We start from the raw sequence: 25,565 nt of genomic DNA on the forward strand, positions 1-25,565 counted from the left end.
CCGTCAGGGCTCCCGGGCCTTCGCGAGCGCGTCGCGCAGCCTGGCGGCCAGCACGTGGAGGTGCGGGGGCTTGAGGAAGGAGTAGTGGTCTCCGGGCACCGTGTGCGCGTCCAGTCCGCCGGGCGCATAGGCAGCCCAGCCGTGGTCCCAGCGGGAGGCCTCCGCTTCGAAGCTCGTGAAGGGGCCGCTGGCCGGAGGCGGGACGTAGACCCAGCCCGCGTTCAGGTGGACCTCGAACGCGTGACGCAGCAGGTGCAACGACTGCTCCGCCGCGAACAGGGGCCGGCTGGCCTCTTCCAGGACCTCCCTCCACCGGCTGGAGGAGAGGCCTTCGTTCGGCGGCAGCGGCTGTCCCGAGGCGCGCAACAGGTCCTCCAGGAAGTGCGCGCTCAGCCGCGCCTTCGCTTCCCGGTCGTCCGGGTTGCCGAAGTGCAGGCTCGCGGACGCGTCGAGCAGCGCGAGCAGCGCCACGGTCTCTCCTTCGCGACGCAGTTGGTGGGCCATGTCCCACGCGACGCTGCCTCCCAGCGACCAGCCGCCCAGCAGGTAGGGGCCGTGGGGTTGGACCTCGCGCACCGCGCGCACGTACAGGGCCGCCATCTCCGCGATGGATTCACACGGCGGTGCCTCACCGTCCAGGCCCCGGGCCTGGAGCCCGTAGAACGGCTGCTCCGGTCCCAGCGCCCGGGCCAGCTCCGCGTAGGGGATGACGCTGCCGCCCACGGCATGGACGCAGAAGAAGGGACGCACGCCCTCCTTGCCCTTCTGGAGCGCGACCAACGGTGTCCAGGGCGTGGCGTCCCGGAGCGTGCTCGCGAGGTGCTCCACGGTGGCGTTCTGGAAGAGCGCCGCCACCGGCAGCGTCCGGCCCAGCCGCGCGTGGATGGCCGACTGCACGCGCAGCGTCAGCAGCGAGTGGCCGCCCAGCTCGAAGAAGTTGTCGTGCACTCCAATGGGCTGCACGCCCAGCACCTCCTCCCAGATGCGCACGAGCTGGAGCTCCAGGGGCGTGCGGGGACCCACCACGGCTCGCGTGGGCTCGCGGCCTGCCTCCGGCGCGGGCAGCGCCTTGCGGTTCACCTTGCCCGAGGGCGTCAGCGGCAAGCGCTCCATCGCGACCCAGCGCGCGGGCACCATGTATTCCGGCAGCCGCTGCTGGAGGAAGCTCCGCAGCGCGCCGGTGTCGAGCGGCTTCCCTCCGGCGGCCACCACCCAGCCCACCAGCCGCTTCTGGCCGCTGCCGTCATCCCTCGCGTCGACGACGCAGTCGCGCACCGACGGGTGCTGCGCCAGCGCTGCTTCAATCTCTCCCAGCTCGATGCGGAAGCCGCGCACCTTGAGCTGCGCGTCGCGCCGGCCCAGGTACTCCAGCGTGCCGTCCGGAAGATGCCGCGCCCAGTCGCCCGTGCGGTACAGCCGGCCTCCGGGCGTGGCGCCGAGCGGATCCGGGATGAAGCGGTCGGCGGTGAGGCCGGGCTGGTTCAGGTAGCCGCGGCAGACCTGGACGCCGCCCACGTACAGCTCGCCCGTGACGCCCCGGGGCACGGGCTGGAGGTTCGCGTCCAGCACGTACACGGGCACGTTGAGCAGGGGGTGGCCAATGGAGGGCAGGGCAGGCCAGGTGTCCGGGTCTCCCTTCAGCGACAGCGACGTCACCGCGTGGGCTTCGGACGGGCCGTAGTGGTTGTGCAGCACCGCGCCCGTGCGCTTCATGAAGCGACGGATCGCCGGAGTCATGCGCAACTGCTCGCCCGCGACCATGATCTCCCGGACGCGCGTGGGGAAGGTGCCTTCACGCTCGGCCACCTCCGCCAGGTTCTGGAGCGCGACGAAGGGCATGAAGAACCGCTCGATGCCCGCGCCCTCCAGCAGGGCCAGCAGTTGGCTGGCGTCGCGGCGGACCTCGTCGGTGAGCAGCACCAGCTCACCGCCCGCGGCCCAGGTCGCGAAGAGCTCCTGGAACGACACGTCGAAGCTCAGCGCGGAGAACTGGAGCGTGCGGGCCCCGGGCGCCACCGAGTCCCCCAACTGCCAGTGCAGCAGGTTCACCAGCGCCTCGTGGTGCATCGCGATGCCCTTGGGCGTCCCCGTGGAGCCTGAGGTGAAGATGACGTAGGCGAGCGCCTGCGCGGTGCCCCGGGCGTCGGGCCGCGTGCCGGGTTCCCGGGCCAGGGCCTCCGCCCGCGCGTCGAGCTCCAGCACCCGTGCCTCGCTGGCGCCCAGCACCTCGCGCAGCTCGCGCGAGGTGAGCAGCACCGCCGCGCCCGAGGCCTGGAGCATCGCGGTGAGCCGCTCCGGCGGATAGGCCGGATCCAGGGGGACGTAGGCGCCTCCCGCCTTGAGCGTGCCCAGCACCGCCACGGGCAGCTCCAGCGAGCGCCGCAGGTGGATGCCCACGCGGACGTCCGTCCCCACGCCCAGGCCGCGCAGGTGGTGCGCGAGCTGGTTCGCTCTGCGCTCCAGCTCCCCGTAGGTGAGGGACTCGCCTCCGAAGCGCACCGCGATGGCGTCAGGCGTCCGCGAGGCGGTGGCCTCGAAGAACGCGTGGATGCCCGGCACGGCGGGGAAGGATTCCGGCTGGTGTGCCCACGCCGCGAGCTGACGCCGCTCCGCGTCCGCGAGCAGGGGCAGCGTGCCCAGGGGCGCGTCCGGCGCCGCGAGCGCGCCTTCGAGCAGCCGCGTGTAGTGGTCCGCGAATCGCGCCACCGTGGCCTCGTCGAAGAGCGCGGTGTTGTACTCCCAGAGGGTGGACCAGCCCTCCGGCGCCTCACGCACGAAGAGGGTGAGGTCGAACTTCGCCATCCCTGGCTCGAAGGTCAGGGCGCTCACGCGGACGCCGGGCAGCTCCCAGGGCGCGCCCCCGTTCTGGAAGACGAACATGACCTGGAACAGCGGCGAGCGGGCCAGGTCCCGCGTGGGGACCAGCGCGTCCACGAGCTGTTCGAACGGCATGTCCTGGTGGGCATAGGCGCCCAGGCACGCCTCGCGCACGCGGCCCAGCAGCGCGCGGAAGCTCTCCGCGCCTGAGGCATCCACGCGCAGGGCCAGCGTGTTGGTGAAGAAGCCGATGAGGTTCTCCACCTCGCGCTGGCCGCGCCCCGCGATGGGCGTGCCGATGACGACGTCGTCCTGTCCGCTGTGCCGCGCGAGCAGCGCGTGGAAGCCCGCCAGCAGCAACATGAAGGGCGTGACGCCCGCGTCGCGCGCCAGGGACTGCACGGCGGCGGGGATGGAGGCGGGCAGGGGGCGCGGAAGCTGGAGGCCCTGCCAGGTCTGCACCGGGGGCCGGGGCCTGTCGGTGGGCAGCTCCAGCGTCGGCGGCGCTCCCTCCAGGTGCTGCATCCACCACGCGCGCTGGGCCTCCAGCGGCTCGCCCGCCATCACCTGGCGCTGCCACCCGGCGAAGTCCGCGTACTGCACGGGCAGGGGCGGCAGGGTCAGCGCCTCGCCCTGGTGGCGTGCCGTGTAGAGGGCCTTCAGCTCGCGCACCAGGATGTCGATGGACCAGAAGTCACACACGATGTGGTGCATGGCGAGCAGCAGCGTGTGCCGCTCCGGCGCCGTGCGCACCAGCGTGGCGCGCACCAGCGGTCCGCGCTCCAGGTCGAAGGGCTTCTTCACCTCCGCCTCCGCGCGCGAGCGCAGCAGCGCGTCCCCGTCCAGGGACTCGAGCGCGAGCGTGAACGGACGGTGCTCCGCGACGTGCTGCACCGGGTGGCCCTCGGCGTCGCTGAACGTGGTCCTCAGGGACTCGTGCCGTTGGATGAGCGCATCCAGCGCGCCCTCCAGCGCCGGGACGTCCAGCGGGCCGTCGAGGTGGAAGAAGAAGGGCACGTTGTACGCGCTCCCCCGTGGATCCAACCGCGCGAGGAACCACAGGCGCTGCTGCGCGAAGGACAGGGGCCGCGGCTTGTCCCGCCCCCCCGCGACGATGGGCGGCACTGGCGGGCCGCTGTCTCCCTTGCGCAGGGCCTCCAGCCGCTCCGCGAACCCGGACACCGTGGGCGACTCCAGGAGCAGGCGCAGGGGCACGTCCCGCTGGAGCACGTCCCGCAGCCGCGACACCACGCGCGTGGCGAGGAGCGAGTGTCCGCCCAGCTCGAAGAAGTGGTCGTGCGCTCCCACGCGGGGCACGCCCAGGAGCGGCGCCCACAGCTCCGCCACCAGCGTCTCCCAGCCCTCGCGCGGCGCCACGTAGGCGTCCGGGCCCGACCGCGTGTCCGGCGCGGGCAGGGCCTTGCGGTCCACCTTCCCTGATGGAGTCAGCGGCAGCCGCTCCAGCTTCACGAACGCGGAGGGCACCATGTGCGCGGGCAGCCGCGCGGCCATCTGGGCGCGCAGGTCGCCCGTGTCCACGCGCGCGCCGGTGACGTAGGCCACGAGCCGCTTGTCTCCGGGGACGTCCTCGCGCACGACGACGCCCGCGTCCTCCACGCCTGGTGAGTCCTTGAGCGCGGATTCAATCTCCCCTGGCTCGATGCGGAAGCCGCGCACCTTCACCTGCGAGTCGGTCCGGCCCAGGAAGTCGAGGACGCCCTCCGGCCGCCACCGCACCCGGTCTCCCGTGCGGTACAGCCGCGCGCCCGGCGTCGTGCTGAACGGATGCGGCACGAAGCGCTCCGCGGTCTGCGCGGGCTGGTGCATATAGCCCCACGCGAGGCCCTCGCCTCCCAGGTACAGCTCGCCCGCCACGCCCACCGGCACCGGGGCGCCCAGCGCGTCCAGCACGTAGGCCTGCGTGTTCGTGATGGGCCGGCCGATGGGCACGGGGCGTCCGTCGTCCAGCATGCCCTCCAGCGAGTGGGCGGTGGAGTAGGTGGTGTTCTCCGTGGGGCCGTAGACGTTGATGACGTCCCGGCCCGCCTCGCGCACCTGCCGCGCGGCCAGCGAGGACATGGCCTCGCCGCCCGTCATCACCTGCCGCACGCGCGCGAGCGCCCGGGGCTGGACCATCGCCATCTGGTTGAAGAGGGCCGTGGTGAGGAAGAGGGTGGTGATGCCCTGCTGCTCCAGCACCCCGGCCAGCTCCTCCAGCGAGGGCGCGTGCGCAGGGAAGACCACGAGCTTCGCGCCATGCAGGAGCGCGCCCCACAGCTCCAGTGTCGACGCGTCGAAGGAGATGGGCGCCAGTTGCAGGAGGACCTCCTCCGGACCGAAGCGCGCGTACGTCGCCCCCTTCACCAGCCGCACCACGCCCCGGTGCGGGATGCACACGCCCTTGGGCCGGCCGGTGCTGCCGGACGTGTACATGACATACGCCAGCGCATCCGCGGGCACGGTGACGCGCGGGGCCCGCGTGGACTCGCGCGAGAACGCGTCCCACGACGGCTCCAGCGCCACCACGCGCGCCTCCAGCCCCGCGAGCTTCTCCTCCTGACCGGGCTGGGCCAGCAGCACCGGCAGGCGCGTGTCCCGGGCCATGAAGAGCAGGCGCTCGGTGGGGTAGGCGGGATCCAACGGGACGTAGGCGCCGCCCGCCTTGAGGATGGCCAGCGTGGCCACGACCATCTCCAGCGAGCGGCCGGTGCACAGGCCCACCGGCGTGCCCATGTCCACGCCCAGCGCGCGCAGGTGGTGCGCGAGCTGGTTCGCGCGCGCGTCGAGCTCCGCGTACGTCAACTGGCGGCCCTCGAACTCCACCGCGATGGCCTGGGGCCTTGCCCGTGCCTGTTCCTCGACGAGCGAGGGGAGCGACGCCTCGCGGGGATAATCCGCGTGGGTGTCGTTCCAGGTGAACAGCAGCCGCTGGCGCTCCTCGTCGGTGAGCAGCGGGAGCCTGCCCACGGGCTCCTCCAACCGCGCGACGGCGGCCGCGAGCAGGCCCGTGTAGTGCCCGGCCATGCGCGCGACGGTCGCCTCCTCGAAGAGGGCGGTGTTGTACTCCCAGACGAAGTCCAGGCCTTCGGCGGACGGCTGGGCGAAGAGGGTGAGGTCGAACTTCGCCATCCCCGTCTCCACGTCCAGCGGCGCCACGGACACGTCCGGCAGGGCGCGCGCGGCGGGGCCTCCGGCGTTCTGGAGCACGAACATCACCTGGAACAGCGGCGCGCGGCTGGGGTCGCGTTCGGGCTGGAGCGAGCGCACCAACTGCTCGAAGGGCATGTCCTGGTGGGCGAAGGCCTCCAGCGTGCGGTCGCGGACGCGGCCCACGAGCTCGCGGAAGCTCGCCTCCCGGGACGCGGTGATGCGCAGCGGCACCGTGTTGATGAAGAAGCCGACCAGCCCCTCCAACTCCTGGCGCTCGCGGCCGGCGAGGGGCGCGCCGATGACGACGTCATGCTGGCCGCTGTAGCGGGCGAGCAGGGCGTGGAAGCCCGCCAGCAGCAGCATGAAGGGGGTGGCTCCCTCCTGCTGCGCCAGCGCCTCCAGGGCCCGCGACAGCGCGGGCGACGCCTTCCGGGACAGGTGCGCGCCCTCGAAGGTCTGCACCGCCGGGCGTGGCCGGTCCGTGGGCAGGTCGAGGAAGGCCGGTGCGTCCTGGAGCCGGGCCTTCCAATACCCGAGCCGTGCCTCCACCTCCGCGCCTTCCCGGTTCCGTTGCTGCCAGCGCGCGAAGTCCGCGGGCTGGAGGGACAGGGGCGGGAGCTCCGCCGCGCCGCCGCCGGTGGCCTCGCGGTAGAGCGCCGTCAGCTCCCGCTCCACCACGCCCAGCGACCATCCGTCGCAGATGATGTGGTGGAAGGTGACGAGCAGGGCGTGCTCCCCGTCCCGCACGCGCACCAGCGTCGCGCGCACGAGCGGCCCTTGGGCCAGGTCGAAGGGAAGGCGCACCTCCGCCTCCGCGCGTCGCACGAGCTCCGCCTCCGATGACACGCGCTCGCGCCGCAACGGCACGTGCAGCTCCGGGGCGATGCGCTGCACCGGCTGGCCCTGGTGTTCCACGAAGGTGGTGCGCAGCGCCTCGTGACGCCGCACGAGCGCCTGGAGGCATTGCTCCAGCGCGCCGTCATCCAGCGGCCCGCTCCAGCGCGTGAACCAGGGCAGGTTGTACGAGAAGCCGTCCGGATCCATCCGGGTGAGGAACCACAGGCGCGCCTGGGCGGAGGACAGCGGCGGGACCTCGTCGCGCGGGCGCGGCACGAGCGGCGATGCCTCTCCGTCCGCCTTCGGCTTCAGCGAGGCCAGGTGGGCGGCCAGCTCCTCCACGGTGGGGAACTCGAACAGGACCCGCACCGGCAGCTCCACCTGGAGCCGGTCACGCAGCCGCGCGGTGACCTGGGTCGCCAGGAGCGAGTGGCCGCCTCGTTCGAAGAAGTGGTCGTGCGCGCCCACGCGCGGCAGGCGCAGGAGCGCGGCGAAGACTCCCGCGACCTCCGTCTCCAGCGGCGTGCGGGGGGCCACGAAGGCCTGGGCCTCGTCCGCGTCCTCATCCGGAGCGGGCAGGGCGCGCCGGTCCAGCTTGCCGCTGGGGGTGAGGGGGAACGCGTCCAGCAGCACGAAGGCCGCGGGCACCATGTACTCCGGCAGCCGATCGCGGAGCACCGCCTTGAGCCCGGCCGCGTCCACGTCCGCTCCGGGCTGCGTCACCACGTAGGCCACCAGGTGCTTGCCCCGCGCCGCGTCCTCCCGCGCGATGACCGCGACGTCCTTCACGCCCGGCAGCTTCGCCACCGCCGCCTCCACCTCCGGCAGCTCGATGCGATAGCCGCGGATCTTCACCTGGGCGTCGCGCCGGCCCAGGAACTCCAGGGTGCCGTCTGGCAGGTACCGCGCGAAGTCACCGGTGCGGTACATCCGCGCGCCCGGATGCGGGCTCAGCGGATCCGGCAGGAAGCGCTCCGCCGTGAGGTCCGGCCGGTGCAGGTAGCCGCGCGCCAGCCCCGCGCCGCCGATGAACAGCTCGCCGGCGACGCCCACGGGCACCGGCTCCCCGCGCGCGTCCAGCAGGTACGTGCGCGCGTTGGTGATGGTGCGGCCAATGGGCGGCAGGTCCGGCCAGGCGTCCGGGTTGCCCTTCAGCACGTGGGCGGAGGCCGCGTGCGTCTCCGTGGGGCCGTAGTGGTTGTCCAGCACGCACCCGTCCAGCGCGTGGAGCAGCCGCCGCAGCGCGGGCGTCATCCGGAGCTGCTCGCCCGCGGTGTTGATCTCCTGGAGCGACGTGGGCAGCAGGCCGTCCGAGTCCGCCACCTCCGCCAGGTGCTGCAAGGCGACGAACGGCAGGAAGATGCGCTCCACGCCCTGGTCGCGCATCAGCGTGAGCAGGGCCCGGCCGTCGCGCCGCGTGTCCTCCGAGACGAGCACCAGCTCCCCGCCCGCGGCGAACGTGGGCAGCATCTCCTGGAAGCACACGTCGAAGCTCAGCGCGGAGAACTGGAGCGTGCGCCCCCGGGGCGCGCTGGAGCGGCGCACCTGCCACTGGATGAGGTTGAAGAGCGGGCGGTGCGGCATCGCCACGCCCTTGGGCACGCCCGTGGAGCCCGACGTGAAGATGACGTAGGCCAGCGTGTCCGGTCCGCCCGCGGGCGTGGGCGCGGTGTCCGGCGTGGACAGGCCGTCCTCCAGGAACAGCCGCTCCGCGACGCCCTCCGGCAGCCCCGCCGCCAGGGAGCGCCGCGTGACGAGCACCTTCGCGCGCGACGTCTCCAGCATCAGCGCCAGCCGCTCCGGTGGGTACGCCGGATCCAACGGGCAGTAGGCCGCGCCCGACTTGAGGATGCCCAGCACGCCCACCGCCAGCTCCAGCGAGCGGTCCACGCACAGCCCCACCGCCGTGTCCGGCGTCACGCCGCGCTGGCGCAGCGCATGGGCGACGCGGTTGGCCCGCCGGTCCAGCTCCGCGTAGGTGAGGCTCGCCTCCCCGAAGCGCACCGCGATGGCGTCCGGACTCCGGCGCACGCTGGCCTCGAAGAGGGCGTGCACGCCGGGGTGCACGGCCACGTCCGCGCCGGTGTCGTTCCAGTCCTTCACCGCGCGTTCCCGCTCGCGCGCGGTCAGGAGCGGCAGCGCGGACACGGGAGCGCCGGGGTTCGCCACGGCGCCCTCCAGCAGGCGCGCGTAGTGCGCGGCCATGCGCGCGATGGTCGCCTCGTCGAAGAGGTCCGCGTTGTACTCCCAGCGCGCCTCCAGGCCGCTGGGGTCGTCGTAGAGGAAGAGGGTGATGTCGAAGCGCGCGACGCCGGGCTCGAAGTCCAGCTCCGTCACGGTGAGGCCGGGCCACTTCAGCGCGGCCCACGGCGAATTCACATGCACGAACATCGCCTGGAACAGCGGGGAGCGGCTGGGGTCGCGCTGCGGCACCAGCAGGTCCACCAGTTGTTCGAAGGGCATGTCCGGGTGCGCGTACGCGCCCAGGCACACGTCGCGCACGCGGCCGAGCAGCGCGAGGAACGCCGGGTCGCCGGACGTGTCCAGCCGCAGCGCCAGCGTGTTGGCGAAGAAGCCGATGAGCCGCTCCACCTCCCGCCGTCCGCGCCCCGCCACGGGCGTGCCCACCACCAGGTCCTCCTGGCCGCTGTAGCGCGACAGCAGCACCTGGAACGCCGCCAGCAGCGTCATGTACGGCGTGACGGCCGCCTTGCGGGAGAGCTCGCGGATGCCCGTGGCCAGGGCCTGGGGCATGGGCAGGCGGTACACCGCGCCCCGGGACGTCTGACGCGGCGGGCGCGGCCGGTCCGTGGGCAGCTCCAGCGCGGGAGGCGCGCCCGAAAGCCGCTCCTTCCACCACGCGCGCTCGGCCTCCAGGACATCCCCGGTGAGCGTCTGGCGCTGCCAGTGCGCGAAGTCCGCGTACTGCGCCGGCAGCTCCGGCAGCCGGGGCGGCTCGCTCCGGACGGCGGCGGCATAGAGCGCGCTCAGCTCGTTCGCCATCCACCCCAGCGACACCGCGTCGCAGACGATGTGGTGCGTGACGAAGAGCAGCGCGTGCTCCTCTTGCGACAGCCGCACCAGCGTGGCCCGTGCCAGCGGCCCGTGCTCCAGGTCGAAGGGCGTGCGCGCCTCTGCTTCGGCGTGCGCGCGCAGGTCCTGCTCCCGGCCGGTCAGGTCCTCCCGGCGGAGCCTCAGATCGAGTGAAGCGGCGATGCGCTGCACCGGCTGGCCGTCCACCGCGGCGAACGTGGTGCGCAGGGATTCGTGCCGGTCCACGACCCCCTGGAGGGCCCGCTCCAGCGCGTCCGCGTCCAGCGCGCCCTGGAGCCGCACGAAGAAGTAGACGTTGTACGTGGCGCTCGTGCCCTCCATCTGCGCCAGGAACCACAGGCGCTGCTGCATGAAGGACAGCGGCAGCGCCCCCGTCCTGGGGACGAGCGGCAGCGGAATGCGCTTCTTGCCCGGGGCAACCGGCGAGGAGGTCGTCATCGTGAAGGCCCTGTCAGGTCTCGTAGGCGGCGAAGCCGCGCGAGCGCAGCGTGCGCAAGAGGACGGTGAAGAGGAGGAACCCGAATGCCGCGCCCCCCATGACGGCCCGGACGCCCAGCCGGTCCGCGAGCGCGCCCTGCGACCACACGCCCACCGTGAAGCCGACGAAGAGCAGCATGGAGTTGAGGCTGGCGATGCGCGCCTGGAGCTCGCCCGACACGCGCGCCTGGCACACCGTGGCCAGCCCCGTGAGCGTCAGCATGTACAGCGAGCCCAACAGCAGCACGGCCACCGTCGCGACCCCCAGCGACGGGGCCAGCCAGTACGCCGCCGCCACCGGACCGATGAGCAGCAGGCTCACCTCCAACAGCCGCGCCCGTCCCATCCGGTCCGCCAGCGTCCCCGCGGAGAGCGCCGCGAGGAACGCCCCCGCGCCCTGCGCCGTCACCAGCATCGACGTGGCGCCCGCGTCCTGGCCGAACACCCGGATGGCCATCACCGGCGCCAGCGCCGTGAACGGGGCGATGCAGAGCGCGATGGCCAGCGTCCCGCCCATGGCCATGAGCAGCGCCTCATCCGCGCGCGCCACCTGGAAGCCTCGCGCGATGCCCGCCCACAGCCCCTCCGGCGACGCGGGCTTCGCCACGGCCGGGGCCCCGCGCACGCCCAACAGCGACAGCACCACCGCGGCGAAGGACAGCGTGTTGAGCAGCAGCACCCAGCCGATGTCCGTGTGCGCGATGAGCAGCGCCGCCAGCGCCGGGCCGCAGATGCGCCCCAGGTTGGCCTGGGCCGAGTTGAGGCTGAGCGCGCTGTGCAGGTCCTCCTTTGGCACCGAGACCGCGATGAGCGCGGAGAACGCGGGCATGAACAGCGTCACCGCGCAGCCGTTGAGGAACGAGATGACCGCCACCCAGCGCACCGTCAGCCCGCCGGTGAAGGCCAGCGCCGCCAGCGTCCCCGCGAGCACCATCTGCACCAGCGCCCCCAGCCCCACCGCGCGCCGCCGGTCGAAGCGGTCGCCCAGCGCGCCCCCCAGCGGTGACAAGAGGATGGACGGCAGCCACGTCAGCGCCGCCACGCCGCCCGTCCACTCCGCCCGGCCCGTGACCTTCGTCACGTACACGCCCAGCGCCAGCACCTCCATCCACGTGCCGATGTTGGACAGCGCCGCGCCGCTCCACAGGAAGGCGAAGTCGCGGTGCTTCAACGCGCGCAGCGAGGACAGGCGGGACGGAGGAGGCGTGGACACGCCTCGCTTTCTAATTCACCGAGAGCGCCGGGTGTTCATGGACTTCCAATCTGGTCTGTTTAGATGGAGTTTCGGCGGAAACGTGCAGTGCTGCTTCAGTTCCGCCGGGGCAGGCGCAGGGTGAACGTGGAGCCTTCACCCAGGGTGGAGCGGGCGGAGAGCGAGCCGCCGTGCAGTTTCGCGAGCGCCGCGGCGATGAAGAGGCCCAGGCCGTGGCCGCGCCCGCGGTCCTCGTCCGCGCGTTGGAAGCGGTCGAAGACATGGGGCAGGGCGTTGGCGGGGATGCCCACGCCCCAGTCGCGCACGTGGACCAGGACGAGGCCCGGGTTGAGCGTCAGCCCCAGCTCGACCTGGCGCGACGTGCCGCTGTACTTCACCGCGTTGGACAGCAGGTTGTTGAGCACCTGGCGCAGCCGGTCCGCGTCCAGCATCAGCGGCTCCACCGGCTCCAGGGCGTGGAAGGAGAAGTCCATCTCCGGTTGCAGCTCGCGCCACTCCTGGATGAGCTCCTGGAGGAAGGGCGTCAGCTCCGTGGGCTGAAGCTTCAGCTCCAGCTTCCCGTCCGCCAGCCGGGAGGCGTCCAGGATGGACGTCACCAGCCCGTTCATCCGGTCCAACTGGCGCAGGACGGCCTCCGCGGAGCGGCGCTCGTCGTCGATGCCGCGCTTCTGCACCTTGCGCAAGAGCAGCTGCGTGTTGAGCCGCGCGGAGCTGAGCGGCGTCTTCAGCTCGTGCGCCACCCAGTTGAGCATCTCCTCGCGGGCCAGGCCCAGCGCGTTGGGCGCCTCGCGCGCGGCGGGGGCCGCGTCCTGGCGGGCCGCCACGCGGTGCTGGAGCGCGGTGCTCACCGCCTGCTCGAAGGTGGACAGGTCCACCGGCTTCGCGAGGAACGTCTGCGCGGCTTCACGCCCCTGCGGACGCGCCGCGCTCAACAGCAGGAAGGGCACGTCCGACAGGATGGGCTCCGCGCGCATGGCGTGCAGCAGCTGCATGCCCGTCTTGCGCGGCATCATGTGGTCGCTGACCACCAGGTCCGGCGTCTCCGTGCGGGCGAGCAGCAGCGCCTCCTCGCCGTTGTGCGCGCGCACCACGCGGTGGCCCAGGTCCTCCACCACCTCGGAGAAGACCTCCAGGAGCGCCTCTTCATCCTCCGCGATGAGGACCAGGCTCATTCACCCACTCCTCCAATGGCGGTTCCCAGCGGCCGGGCCTGACCGGTGAGCAGGCCCGTGGCGGAGCGCAGCGGGGCGAGCACCTTCATGCCTGAGTCGTTGATCTGGAACTCGCGCAGGTCCGCGGAGTATTCGCTGTCGCGCATCTTGAGCACCGACATCAGGCGGTGCATCTGGCCGTGGAGCTCCACGTAGCGCAGCAGCAGCAGGTTCTCTCCCAGGCTGGCGACGGGCGCGTCGTTGAAGTCCAGCTCCGTGCCCACGATCTTCGACACCTCGCGGGTGAACACGGTGGTGATCCCACGCATGCGCAGCCGCATCGCCAGCGACGCCAGGAAGGTGCGCCGCCGCATGGGGTCCAGGATGGCCAGCTCCAGCTCCGTGAGCCCGTCCAGCACCAGCCGCTGGATGCCGAGCGCGTCCACCTGAGCCAACAGGTCCTGGATGATCTCGTCCGCCTCCATCTCCATGGGCGGCAGGTAGTGCATCGTCAGCCGTCCGTCGTCCAGGAGCGGGACCACGTCCAGTCCCACGCGCTTGGCGCGGGCCTGGAGCATGGCCGGAGCATCGAAGAAGGAGACGAAGAGCGCCTTCTGCTCCCGGCGCGCGCCATCCGCGGCGAAGTGCAGGGCCACCAGCGTCTTTCCAATGCCCATGCTCCCCGCGAGCATCGTGGTGCTGAGCTCCGGAAGCCCCCCGTGCATCAGCGCGTCCAGCTCTGGAAGCCCGAACCCCATGCGCTTGAGCGTGGGCGGCTCGTCCCGGAGCTCCAGCGGGACGGCCTCCAGGCGCGGGATGAACTCCACGCCGCTCTTGCGAATGAGCATGAGGTGCTCACCGGCGAGGTGGGGCCGGCCGCGCAGCTTCACCACCTCCACCCGGCGCACCCGGCGGGAGCCGTGCGGCTGGACGGACAGCGCCACGATGCCGTCCACCGTGGTGGCCTCCGGCAGCTCCATCAACCGGCCCAGCGGGTACTCCGTGGTGAACAGGCCAATGCAGTTGCAGGCGGCCAGGCCGATGCCCAGCTCGTAGAGGAACTCGCGCAGCCGCGCCTCGTCCTGCCAGAGGTCCCGGATGGAGCGCAGCCCGTCGATGAAGAGCATGGCCGCGCCGCGCTCGCGCACCGTCTGGAGGATGAGCTCCCGGGCCTCCTTGGGGCCTCGCTTGAGCGCGGAGTAGGCGCTGATGAGGAAGAGCTTCTCGCCCAGCAGGTCCGGCTGGAAGAAGGAGAAGGCGGACAGCGCCTCCATCAGCTTGTCGTGGGGCTCCGAGGTGACGGTGACGACCACCACGGGCGTGCCGCGCGCCGCGGCCGCGAAGGCCACCTGGCTGCACAGCACCGTCTTGCCCGACCCCGGCGTGCCGGTGACGATGAAGGACTGGCGCGGAGGAATGCCTCCGCCCAGCAGGACGTCGAAGCTGGGGATGCCGCTCGGAAAGAGAGGTGTCTTGCTGCTGGGCATTCCGGGTCCATCAGACGGCGAGTGCCTGCGCGCGCGCTTCCGCCGTTCAAAAGAACGCGCCGGGACAAGGTGCGCACGAGGGGCGAGCAGGGCATGCCCGAAGCGCCCTGCGTTGGCTTCGTGGCATAACCGACACCCCTGGTGGGAGCCAGTCCGGTGATTCCACACCCCGGACGGACCGGCGACCGGTCAACATACGGGCCGCCGGGCAGGCGTCCCACCCGGCCTCAGCGTGACGGCATGGGACGTTCGTCCAGGGGGCTGACGCGGGCGCTGAAACCCCGGAAGAGCCTGAGAGACACCACGAGCCCCACCGCGCACACCGCGGAGACGTAGTGCGCGGGCGCGAGCGGGCTCTGCTTCAGGGCCAGTGTCACGGCGAGCGGCGTGAGGCCGCCGAACAGCGCGTAGGCCACATTGTAGGAGAACGACAGGCCGGAGAAGCGCACCGCCGGAGGGAAGGCCTGCACCATCACCGCGGGCACCACGCCAGCCACGCCCACGCAGAACCCCACGCCTGCGTAGAGCGGCACCAGGAGCTCCGGCGCGCCCGCCACGCCCCGGTAGAACAGCTGCGCGGCGACGAGCAGCATCCCCGAGCCGATGGCCATGGCCCGCGTGGGCCCCAGCCGGTCCGCGAGCAGGCCGAAGCAGATGCAGCCCGCCGTGAGCGTGAGCGTGGCCACGCTGTTGGCCGCCAGCGCTTTCGCGGGAGGGATGCCGTGCAACTGCTGCATCAGCGTGGGCGTCATCAGGATGACCACCACGATGCCCGCGGTGAGCACCCAGGTGAACAGCATGGACACCACGACGGCGGGCGCGTGGCCCCGGAGCGCGGCCTTGAGCGGCAGCTCGCGCACCAGCGCCTTCTTCTGGCGCATCTCCTCGAAGACGGGCGTCTCCTGGAGCCAGCGGCGCAGGAACACGGCGAAGAATCCGAACACGCCCCCCACCACGAAGGGAAACCGCCAGCCGTACGCCAGCACCTGCTGGGGCGTGAAGGCGGTGTTGACCGCGGTGGCCACCAGCGAGCCCAGCAGGATGCCCAGCGTGAGCCCGGAGGTGAGCGTCCCGCACGCCAGGCCCACGCGGCGCTCCGGCACGTGCTCGGAGACGAACACCCACGCGCCCGGCACCTCGCCGCCCACCGCCGCGCCCTGGAGCAGCCGCAGCATGAGCAACAGGAGCGGCGCCGCGTACCCGGCCGTGGCGAACGTGGGCAGCAGGCCCATGCACAGCGTGGGCACCGACATCAGGAAGACGCTCAACGTGAACATCCGCTTGCGCCCGGTCCGGTCCCCGAAGTGCGCCATCACGATGCCGCCCATCGGACGCGCCAGGTACCCCGCCGCGAACAGCCCGAACGTCTGCAACTGCCGCAGCCAGTCCGCCGTCTCCGGCGGGAAGAACAGCTTCCCCATCACCGCCGTGAAGAACACGAAGATGATGAAGTCATAGAACTCCAGCGCGCCCCCCAGCGCCGCCAGGCCCAGGGTGCGGATGTCCCGGGCGGACAGCGGACGGGGAGCGGCCAGCGGGGACGGGGCGTCGGAAGGGAGGGTCGCCATGCGCTTGAGGACCCGGAGGATATGCCGGACGCCCCGTGGGTCGGCGATCCATCACGTTGTTAAAGTGTATTCTCCGTAAAACCTGTTGACACGTTGTGCGAAACTTGTGGGGAGGTCTCGGCATAGGTATCTTCCGGGAATTGCGAGTTCCGTCCCGGGAGTACAATTTGGACAGGGTTGATACCGCGACGCCTTCGCCGGCCACACCCGGGGTGGACATCCTCTTCGGGAAGTACCGAATGGTGCAGCGGCTCGCCACGGGCGGGATGGCGCACCTGTTCCTGGCGACGATTGACGGGCCTGACGGCTTCTCCAAGGCGTGCGTCATCAAGCGCATCCTGCCGGAGTACGCGAACCTGGAGCCCTTCGCGCGGATGTTCGCGGACGAGGCGAAGGTCGCGGCGCTGCTCACGCACCCGAACATCGTGCAGGTGTTCGACTTCGGGAAGATCGACGGTCAGTACTACCTGGCGATGGAGTGGATCCAGGGCCAGTCGTTGGACCGCATCATGCGGCACGCGGCGGCGGCGAACATCCCGCTGGGGCCCCGGGTGACGGTGGACGTGGGCCTGGCCATGTCGGACGCGCTCACGTACGCGCACGCGAAGACGCTGTCGGACGGGACGCCGCTGAAGCTGGTGCACCGGGACATCACGCCGGGCAACGTGCTGGTGTCCCGCGACGGCATCGTGAAGCTGGCGGACTTCGGCATCGTGAAGAGCTCCGTGAACCTGGAGCGCACGGTGGCCGGGGTGGTGAAGGGCAAGTACGCGTACATGTCCCCGGAGCAGATAACGAACCGGGAGCTGGACCACCGCTCGGACCTGTATTCGCTGGGCATCGTGCTCTACGAGGCGTCCACCGGGCGCCGGCTGTTCAAGCGCGACTCGATGGAGGCCACCATCATGGCCGCGTCGGCGGGGGACGTGCCGCCGCCGTCGCACGTGGCCCCGGGCTTCCCGCCGGATTTGGAGCGCATCCTGCTCAAGTGCCTGGCGAAGGACCCCGCGCAGCGCTACCAGACGGCGCGCGAGCTGCACGACGACCTGGAGCGCTACCGCACGGCGCAGCACTGGACGTCCGGCGGCCGGGAGCTGGCGACGCTGATGGCCACGCTCTTCCCCCCGGATGCCTCCGGCCGCGTGTCCACGGCGCTGGCGGTGCCGGGGTCCATGGTGGGCTCGTCGCCGGGGGCGTCCGCGGACGCGTCGGGCATGGGCTCCACGCGCATGCCCAGCGGCATCTCCGGCCCGTCGCCCTTCGCGCCGCCGGAGCACCCGGTGGACCTGCACGAGCCCAGCGCGCTGGTGCCCACCGGCATGCTGCCCCGGAGCACCGGGACGGGCTCCACCACGGGCGTCATCCCGCCGCCGGAGCAGGCGGCCTCGGCGGGGGCATTCCCCTGGGCGCTGGCCGCGGCGGCCGGTATCGCGCTGGTGGGCAGCGCGGTGTTCTGGCTGTTCATCGCGTGAAGGGCGGGCGCACCGTGTCGTCGTGGGAAGTGGGACTTTGAACGTGAAGAATCAGAAGACCTGGGTCGCCGTCATCCTGCTGGGCACCGTGGCCGTGAACGCCGGGGCGTACCTGATGGTCCGCTCGCGCAAGGCCGCGCGGCCGGAGCCCGTCGCCACGCGGCTTCCTACGCCCCCGCCCGTCGAGACCCCGCCTCCCTCCGCGCCCCCGCCGTCGGAGGACGCGAACGCGGGAGTCGTCCGTGCGCTGCGCGCGTCAGGGCTGGCCGCGCTGGAGGACCGCGACTACGAGCGCGCGGTCGCGCAGTTCACGGAGGCGCTCAAGCTGCGCCCGGATGACAAGGACAGCGACCTGACGCGGCTCTTGGGCATCGCCACCGACCTGCGCTCGCGCGAGCAGTCGAAGACCGCGCAGGCGCCCACGCCGCGTGAGTCAACGCACTCCCGCGCGACGCCCCGCACGCGCGCCGCGAAGCTCGCCGCCGCGCGGGCCGCCCGCGAGCCGCAGGCCACTCCGGCCGCCGCGCAGGAAGAGGCGAGGGGCGGGCTGCTGCTGGTGACGTCCACGCCGCCGGGGCTGGTGGTGATGGTGGATGGCAGGGCGGTGGACCTGACGCCGGCGCGGCTGCCGGTGTCCGCGGGCGCGCACCGCGTGGTGCTCGCGCAGGGCGACCGCCGCCTGTACGAGGAGACGGTGGAGGTGGACCCGGACTCGGTGCGCTCGCTCAACCGCGACCTCTCCGAGGAGCTGACGCCGTCCTCGCCGAAGCCGGCCGTGGCGCCGGTGGCCGCCGTGACTCCGGCCTCGCCCCCGGCGGATGTCCCCGCGGCGGCCCCGCGCGACCCGGAGCCCGCGAAGCCGCCGGAGCCCTCCGTGGCGAAGGCCGCCGTGGCGCAGCGGGGCGACCTGGAGGTGACGTCTCCGGGGCTCTACGGCGAGGTGTGGATCAACGGCCGGCCCTATGGCTTTCCGCCCATCTCCGCGCAGGCCCTGCCGTCCGGCCCCGCGAAGGTGGAGGTCCGCGTGAACGGCGAGGTGAAGCGGCGCATGACGGTGGAGGTCGAGCCGGGCCGCAGCACCCGCGTGCGCGTGAAGTGAAACAAGGCTCACCCCCGCATCCGACGCAGTGAACGCAGTCCCAGAGGTTCCCCCCACTTCGAGAAGGTTGTTTCGTATGGGTTTCACCAGGCACGGGCGTCGTGTGTGTGTATGGCTTGCGCTCTTGGGCGCGGGCACGGGCTTCGCGCAGACGGCGCCGGAGCCCACCCTGGACCCCGGGCCGCCGGAGACGCCCTCCGCCCAGGAGCAGCTGGAGGAAGAGCCGGAGGTGCACAGCCAGGTGGCGTCGTTCGCCATCACGAAGCTGCATGACTCGCCGGCGGTGGTGACGGCCATCACCGCGGATGAAATCAAGGCCTCCGGCGCGCGCGACCTGATGGACGTGCTGCTGCAGGTGCCCGGCTTCTTCTTCGGCGTGGACGTGTCCGGCACGGTGGGGCCGGGCTTCCGCGGCCTGTGGGGCCAGGAAGGCAAGGTGCTGCTCATCATCGACGGCAAGGAGATGAACGAGCAGCTCTACTCCACGATGCAGCTGGGCCACGAGTTCCCGGTGGAGCTGATTGAGCGCATCGAGGTCGTGCGCGGCCCCGGCTCCGTCATCTACGGCGGCAACGCGGAGCTGGCCGTCATCAACGTCATCACCCGGGGCATCCAGGGCAGCACGGACGCGCTGGTGGTGGGCACGTACGGACAACTGACGCACGGCCTGGGCCGGCGCAGCCTCACGGTGTCCGGCCGCAAGGTGTTCGAGAGCGCGCCGGGCCTGAGCGCGTTCGCGTCCGCGTCCGTGGGGCAGGGGCAGCGCAGCGACGCCGTGTTCGACGACTTCTACGGCGACTCCGCGAGCATGAACGGCGCGTCGGCGATGGACCCCACGGTGGTGCAGGCCGGGGTGGGCTACCGGGACCTGCAGCTGAGCATTCTGTACCAGCGCCAGGACACCACGTCCGTGGTCTCCGTGGACGAGGTGCTGCCCACGCCCGCGAACACCGACTTCGAGTCGTTCCACGCCGAGCTGAGCGACCGCTTCCGGCCCACGGACCGGATTGAAATCATCCCCCGGCTGAACCTCACGCTGGGCGAGTCCTACCGGGACTCCGACGAGTCGTCGGACTTCTTCTACGACAAGCGCTACCGGCGCCTGCGCGGCCGGGCCCTGGCGCGCTGGGCGGCGTTCGACTTCCTCCAGCTGACGGGCGGCGTGGACCTGGCGTTCGACCAGGGGCAACTGCGCGGCCCGGCGGGCCTCGGACAACAGGAGCCCTTCAACGGGGACGAGGACGTCGTCTCCTACCGCAACGTCGCGGCCTTCATGGAGGTGTACTCGGACAACCCCATCGCCACGGTGGTGGCGGGCGCGCGCTTCGAGGACCACAGCGCCTTCGGCAGCTCGTTCGTGCCGCGCCTGGTGCTGCTCAAGTCCTTCGGGCCGGTGAGCGGCAAGGCGCTGTACAGCCGCGCCTTCCGCGCGCCGGGCATCGAGAACATCTCCCTGGGCGACGACGTCCGGCCGGAGCGCACCACGGTGTACGAGCTGGAGGCCACGCTGCGCCTGGGCGAGGGCCAGAGCCTGAGCGCCAACGCCTTCGACGTGGGCGTGACGGACCCCATCATCTATTCGTACGACCCCATCACCGCGTCGGAGGCGTACCGCAACCTGGGCCGCCTGGGCAGCCGGGGCATCGAGCTGGACTACCGGCTGCGCGGCTCCTGGGGCCGCGCGCAGGCGGGCTATTCGTTCTACCGGCCGGGCGGGCGCAACGACGTGGAGGACTACCTGGTGCCCGGCCAGCCCAATGCCTTCACCGGCCTGCCCACGCACAAGGTGACGCTGACGGGCACGGCGAAGGTGCTGCCGTGGCTGTCCGTCAGCCCCACCGCCGTGCTGGTGGGCCAGCGCTTCGCCGTCGGGGCCGCGGACGAGGAGGGCGTGTCGGAGGTCCAGACGCTGTCGCCCCGGCTGTTGCTCAACCTCTTCGTGCGCGCGGAGAACGTGGGGACGAAGGGCCTGGAGATTGGCGCGGGCGTCTACAACCTGCTGGGCAGCGACTTCCGGGTAGCCCAGCCCTACAACGGCGGCCACGCGCCCCTGCCGGTGTTCAGCCGCGAGTTCCTGGTGAAGCTGACCTACTTGTTCGAGCCGTCCTACGACGACGAGTAGCCTGGCCGTCATCCGGACCGCATCCGACGTTGCGCGAGGGCGTGGCGGGGCGTAGGGAAGCCGCCTGCCATGTCCGAGAACACCCAGCTCCTCGAAGCCGTCCGGAAAGAAGCCAAGCCGGGCCTCTGGTCCAAGGGCGTCAGCCTCGCGCGGGATGGCGCGGTGGCGCTCCAGTCGCGCACGGGCTCGGAGGTCGAGCTGCGCGTGAAGGTGGCGGGCCGGGCCGTGGCCTTCACCGTCGTCCTCTACCCGGGCGACGAGGCGTGGGAATGTGACTGCCCCAGCCCGGTGGACCCGTGCGAGCACGTGGTCGCGGCGGCCATCTCCCTGGACAAGGCGGAGAAGCAGGACGCGCCGCTGGAGGCGGTGTCGGAGCGCTGGTCGCGCGTGGTGTACCGCTTCACGCGCGTGGAGGGCGGGCTGCAACTGCACCGCGTCCTCGCGCACGCGGACGGCACGGAGGAGCCGCTGGAGGACCTCACCGGGCGCCTGGCGAAGCCCCAGGCCGGCGTCACGTTGCAGGTGGAGCAGGTCGACCTGGTGATGGAGCGCCTGCTGGAGCGGCGCACCCGGGGGCCGCTGCTCGCGGAGAAGCTGGACGCGCTCTTGAGGGCCCTGGAGCCCGCGCGCAACGTGCTGCTGGACGGCCGGCCGGTGGCGGTGTCCGGCGAGGTGCTGCCCCCGCGCGCGAAGGTGGAGGACAAGGGCCAGCAGTGGGTCATCACCATCACGCGCGACCCGCGCATCACGGAGGTGGTGAGCCCCGGCGTCGCGCTGACGGCGGAGTCGCTGGTGCGCCTGGGCGAGACGGCGATGACGGGCGCGTGGCTCCAGCACCTGCCGCTGGTGCGCACGTATTCGCCGGAGCAGCTGGGGGAGCTGTCCGCGAAGATTCTCCCGGAGCTGGCGCGGCGCATGCCGGTGGACATGAAGAGCCGCCGCCTGCCGCCGCTGGACCGCGACCTGAAGCCGCGCATCCTGCTGGAGCTGAACCAGCTCACCCAGGGCCTGTCGGTGCTGCCCACGCTGGTGTACGGCGCGCCGCCGACGGTGCGCATCGACAACGGGCGCATGGTGTACCTGCGCGGCGCGGTGCCGCTGCGCGACGAGGCCGCGGAGCAGAAGCTGCTCCACCAGCTGCGTGACGAGCTGAACCTGGTGCCCGGGCGAAGGCTCACGGTGCAGGGCCCGGAGATGATGCGCTTCGCGGACAAGCTGCGGAAGTTCCGCGGCGACCTGGGCGGCGACGCGGCGGGCATCGTCAGCCCGGACATGCGCCTCAAGCCTGCCTTGCGCGTGGAGGGCGGCGCGTCCGGCGCGGGCGTGCCGGAGGTGCGCTTCACGCTGGAGTTCGAGGTGGAGGGCGGCAAGGGCGGCGCGCGCACGGTGGACGCGGCGGCGGTGGTGCGGGCGTGGACGGAAGGATTGGGGCTGGTGCCGCTGGACGGAGGCGGCTGGGCGCCGCTGCCGCGCGCGTGGCTGGACAAGAACGGGCAGCGCGTGGCGGACCTGTTGGCCGCGCGTCAGGCGGACGGCCGCGTCGCGAACCACGCGCTGCCGGAGTTGACGCAGCTGTGCGAGTCGTTGGACCAGCCGCCGCCCCCGGGGCTGGACAGGCTGGCCCCGCTGGTGGAGGGCTTCGAGAAGCTGCCGCCGCCGGTGCTGCCCACGGAGCTCAACGCCACGCTGCGCGCGTATCAGCAGCAGGGCGTGAGCTGGCTGTCGTTCCTCAAGGGCGCGGGGCTGGGCGGCATCCTCGCGGACGACATGGGCCTGGGAAAGACGCTCCAGACCATCTGCATCCTGGGGCCGAAGTCGCTGGTGGTGTGTCCCACGAGCGTGCTGCCCAACTGGGTGGCGGAGCTTGCGCGCTTCCGGCCGTCGTTGAAGGTCTGCGTGTACCACGGCCCCGGCCGCAAGCTGGACCCCACGGCGGACATCACGCTCACCACGTACGCGCTGCTGCGCCTGGACGCGGCGGTGCTGGGCGCGCCTACGTGGGAGGCGGTGGTGCTGGACGAGGCCCAGGCCATCAAGAACCCGGAGAGCCAGGTGTCGCGCGCGGCGTTCGGGCTCAAGGCGAACCTGCGCCTCGCGCTCAGCGGCACGCCGCTGGAGAACCGCCTGGACGAGCTGTGGAGCCTGATGCACTTCACCAACCCGGGCCTGCTGGGAGGCCGCCGCCAGTTCGAGGAGAAGACGGCGCAGCCCATCGCGGACGGCAAGCCCGGAGCGGCGGAAGGACTGCGCCGCCGCATCCGCCCGTTCATCCTGCGCCGCCTCAAGCGGGACGTGGCGCCGGAGCTGCCGCCGCGCACCGACTCCGTGATGCACGTGCAGCTGGATGCGCGCGAGCGCTCCGTCTACGACGCGGTGATGGCCGCGACGCGCGCGGAGGTGGTGGCGCTGCTCAACGAGGGCGGCAGCGTGCTCAAGGCGCTGGAGGCGCTGCTGCGGTTGAGGCAGGCGGCCTGTCATTCCGCGCTGGTGCCGGGGCAGGTGGCGAAGACGTCCTCCAAGGTGCAGACGCTGGTGGACGCGCTGGAGACGGCGGTGTCGGAGGGCCACAAGGCGCTGGTCTTCTCCCAGTGGACGTCGCTGTTGGACCTCATCGAGCCGGGGCTCAAGGCAGCGGGCATCGGCTTCGAGCGGCTGGACGGAGCGACGGCGAACCGGGGCGAGGTGACGTCGCGCTTCCAGGGTCCGGACGGAGCGCCGGTGCTGCTCATGTCGCTGAAGGCCGGAGGCACGGGCCTGAACCTCACGGCGGCGGACCACGTGTTCCTGATGGACCCGTGGTGGAACCCGGCGGTGGAGGCGCAGGCCGCGGACCGGGCGCACCGCATCGGGCAGGAGCGGCCGGTGATGGTCTACCGGCTCGTGTCCCAGGGCACGGTGGAGGAGAAGATTCTGGGCCTCCAGGAGAAGAAGCGAGCCCTGTTCGAAGCCGCGCTCAGCGAGGCCGCGGGCGCCGCCGCCATCACCCGCGAGGACCTGCTCCAGCTGTTCGCATGAGCCCTGCCCGGGCCAGCAGTTCGCGCACCCGCCGCGCCAGGGCGACGTGCTCGGGGTTGGCCACGGTGAAGCGCTCGGGGGTGAGGATGATCAGCGTGCCCTTGTCCTCCACCGGCTCGATGCGCACGGGGGCGGGCAGGGGGGCACGGTGCCTCGGTCACGGGAGAGGTACGTCACCCAGCCAAGCCACGGGTCGTCTTGGCCCTGCCTTCCGTCCATCCCCCGATATGTCTCGGACATGGCCACCGCCCAGTCAGGTTCCCAGGCCAGCGCCATGCTGCGCGTCACGTCCGTCAGCATGGAGGCTGTGATGAGGCGCTCCGCGCTCTCTCCCTTCGATGGGAGAGACAGGACGCAGACGTTGGCGGACTTGCGCTGCGAGTAGCTTCCGCAGGTCATCCTCACGGACACCATCTCATTGGGAGGCCCATCGTTGTAGGCACTGACCGTCAGCCCCAATTGCTCGAAGGCCGGTCCGCCCGGCTCGCGGTTGACGCCACGCCGGAACGCCTCCGTCAGCGTGGGCAGGTCGGGAGGCATGAGAGGCGTCTTGCGTCCCTTGCCGCGCGGCTTGGGGATCTTGTTCCAGTTCGCCAGCAGGGGATCGCATGCGGCCAGCAGGTTGAATAAGGCCGCCGCACGCTGGGCACATTCCTCGGGAGACTCTCGTCGCGACCCCCAGTAGGCACCTGCGTAATAGGTCTCTGGATAGGTTCTGGAATCAGCGAGGGTCGTCATGAAGAGCAGCTCTCAATGGCTCAGCGGGCGCACTGGGGCACATGTCCAGGGCCGGTCTGGGCTAGTTCGTGCTGATCTCGTCCTGGGACGGCTGGATGCCACGAGGGCGCCGCATGCCCAGTTCGACCATCACCTCGCGGGCTCGCTTCGCCATCTCGTGCAGCTCCGCCACTGCTTCGTTCTTGCCGTAGGCGGCTCCCTCTCCAATCCATCGACGCAGGTCCGCCGCAAGTTCGCGCGCCGTCTGGTAGCGGTCGTCGGGCCGGGGTTGAAGGAGCTTGCGCAGCGTCACGCGCAACCCCTGCGGAAGCGGCTCCGTCAGTGCCTCCAGGTCCGCCTGTGTATAGGTCGCCGCGCGCCAGATGGCATCCGCAACCATGGGCGGGCTCCCCGCGAGCTGGGCCCGCTTGATGGCATGCCGAACGCGCCTGCGCTGCCGGACCGAGAGCGCGCTCTTCACCTCTTCGGTCAAGTCATCCGGGGCATCGAGGATGTTCTTCCCGGTCGCCAGTTCAAGCAGGACATTGCCCAGGGCGAAGAGGTCTGAACGCGCATCCACGCGGCCTGACAGGAGCATCTCCGGGGAGGAGTAGAACGCATCACCCTGCGGCCGGCGCACCGTGGACGAAACACGGCCGGGCAGGTCCGACAGGGCGAGCCCGAAGTCAGAGACCCGCACATCGCCGTTCCAATCGACGAAGAGGTTCTCCACGTCGAGCGCCCGGTGGACGATGTGGAGAGGGCGCCCCTGCTCATCCTGCGCCTCGTGGGCATGCTCCAGGGCCTCCGCGACGCGAGCCCCGACATGGAGCGTGAAGAGGGGCGAGAACCGGCGACCGCACTCTCCGGCGAGCGTCAGCAGGTTGCTGATGCTGTGCCCTGACGGATGCTCGGTGATGACGTACCAGCACCCTTCCGCCTTGTGCAGCCCGTGGACGCGAAGAATGGCCGGATGGTCGAGGTACGTCGCGAGGCGCACCTGTTCTTCCAGCTTCGTCCGCGCACGCTTGATGCGGGGCAGGTCCGCCAGTTTCGGAACGCCCGCCGCCTTGAGCAGCACCTTGCCTCGGATGCTGCCCTCGGGAGTGCGGCGCCGGGCCAACAGGAGGCTCAACCCGTGGTGGACCTCTCCCAGGTCTTCGCGGAACTCGTACTGGAAGCCATCCCGCGTGAAGAGAATGGCCCCGCGTGGAAGCCTGAACTCACTTGCCGACATGCTCTTTCCTCCTCTCGCGCAGGCATTCAAGCCAACGCGTCACGGCGGACGTTACCCGTGGGATGGGAAGAAACGGAACGACCCTGGGAGGTCATGTCGCGCTTGCGGAGAAGAGGCCCCAAACCGGACACCTACCCACTACGTCCCCC

General features: G+C 71.6%; 12 protein-coding genes. 4 read left to right on the forward strand and 8 right to left on the reverse strand.

The genetic code is table 11. The features are described 5' to 3' along the window. Window positions 1–3: 3 nt before the first annotated feature. The 5 genes from JYJ93_RS14075 to JYJ93_RS14095 all read right to left on the reverse strand — a co-directional run bounded on the left by JYJ93_RS14075 (window position 4) and on the right by JYJ93_RS14095 (window position 15,754). Window positions 4–10,296 (reverse strand): non-ribosomal peptide synthetase, encoded by a 10,293-nt coding sequence (locus JYJ93_RS14075; protein ID WP_206791058.1) that lies wholly within the window; start codon window positions 10,294–10,296, stop codon window positions 4–6. A gap of 13 nt (window positions 10,297–10,309) precedes the next feature. Further along, window positions 10,310–11,548, reverse strand: coding sequence for an MFS transporter (locus JYJ93_RS14080; protein WP_206791060.1), 1,239 nt, complete (start codon window positions 11,546–11,548; stop codon window positions 10,310–10,312). A gap of 95 nt (window positions 11,549–11,643) precedes the next feature. Then, window positions 11,644–12,720: a hybrid sensor histidine kinase/response regulator gene (locus JYJ93_RS14085; RefSeq protein WP_206791061.1), complete on the reverse strand. Its 1,077-nt coding sequence runs from the start codon at window positions 12,718–12,720 to the stop codon at window positions 11,644–11,646. Further along, window positions 12,717–14,186: an ATPase domain-containing protein gene (locus JYJ93_RS14090; RefSeq protein WP_206791063.1), complete on the reverse strand. Its 1,470-nt coding sequence runs from the start codon at window positions 14,184–14,186 to the stop codon at window positions 12,717–12,719. The genes JYJ93_RS14085 and JYJ93_RS14090 overlap by 4 nt, the downstream gene beginning before the upstream one ends. 227 nt (window positions 14,187–14,413) lie before the next feature. Continuing rightward, on the reverse strand, window positions 14,414–15,754 hold the full coding sequence (locus tag JYJ93_RS14095) for an MFS transporter (RefSeq protein WP_206791065.1): 1,341 nt from the start codon (window positions 15,752–15,754) through the stop codon (window positions 14,414–14,416). A gap of 239 nt (window positions 15,755–15,993) precedes the next feature. On the opposite strand from JYJ93_RS14095, the gene JYJ93_RS14100 reads away from it, so the two are divergent. From JYJ93_RS14100 to JYJ93_RS14115, 4 genes are all read left to right on the forward strand, one after another. After that, window positions 15,994–17,226 carry a serine/threonine-protein kinase gene (locus JYJ93_RS14100; protein WP_242543797.1) on the forward strand — a complete coding sequence of 411 codons (1,233 nt, stop codon included), beginning with the start codon at window positions 15,994–15,996 and terminating at the stop codon, window positions 17,224–17,226. A 43-nt stretch (window positions 17,227–17,269) separates the two neighbouring features. Further along, complete coding sequence (locus JYJ93_RS14105) at window positions 17,270–18,325, forward strand: PEGA domain-containing protein (protein WP_206791069.1); 1,056 nt, start codon at window positions 17,270–17,272, stop codon at window positions 18,323–18,325. A gap of 124 nt (window positions 18,326–18,449) precedes the next feature. After that, the gene (locus tag JYJ93_RS14110; protein WP_242543799.1) at window positions 18,450–20,447 is read left to right on the forward strand and encodes a TonB-dependent receptor; all 1,998 of its coding nucleotides are present in this window, start codon (window positions 18,450–18,452) and stop codon (window positions 20,445–20,447) included. Between the two features lie 69 nt (window positions 20,448–20,516). Further along, window positions 20,517–23,462 (forward strand): DEAD/DEAH box helicase, encoded by a 2,946-nt coding sequence (locus tag JYJ93_RS14115; RefSeq protein ID WP_206791080.1) that lies wholly within the window; start codon window positions 20,517–20,519, stop codon window positions 23,460–23,462. Here the strand turns inward: JYJ93_RS14115 and JYJ93_RS40030 are convergent. From JYJ93_RS40030 to JYJ93_RS14125, 3 genes are all read right to left on the reverse strand, one after another. Beyond that, complete coding sequence (locus JYJ93_RS40030) at window positions 23,428–23,589, reverse strand: Imm52 family immunity protein (protein ID WP_347402695.1); 162 nt, start codon at window positions 23,587–23,589, stop codon at window positions 23,428–23,430. The two genes, JYJ93_RS14115 and JYJ93_RS40030, sit on opposite strands and share 35 nt — an antisense overlap. Continuing rightward, window positions 23,553–24,200 carry an Imm52 family immunity protein gene (locus tag JYJ93_RS40035; protein ID WP_242543800.1) on the reverse strand — a complete coding sequence of 216 codons (648 nt, stop codon included), beginning with the start codon at window positions 24,198–24,200 and terminating at the stop codon, window positions 23,553–23,555. Before JYJ93_RS40035 ends, JYJ93_RS40030 begins: the two co-directional genes overlap by 37 nt. Window positions 24,201–24,261: 61 nt before the next feature. Then, on the reverse strand, window positions 24,262–25,416 hold the full coding sequence (locus JYJ93_RS14125; protein WP_206791088.1) for a protein kinase: 1,155 nt from the start codon (window positions 25,414–25,416) through the stop codon (window positions 24,262–24,264). Window positions 25,417–25,565: the final 149 nt, after the last annotated feature.

The sequence above is a fragment of the Corallococcus sp. NCSPR001 genome, from assembly GCF_017309135.1.
Taxonomy (GTDB): domain Bacteria; phylum Myxococcota; class Myxococcia; order Myxococcales; family Myxococcaceae; genus Corallococcus.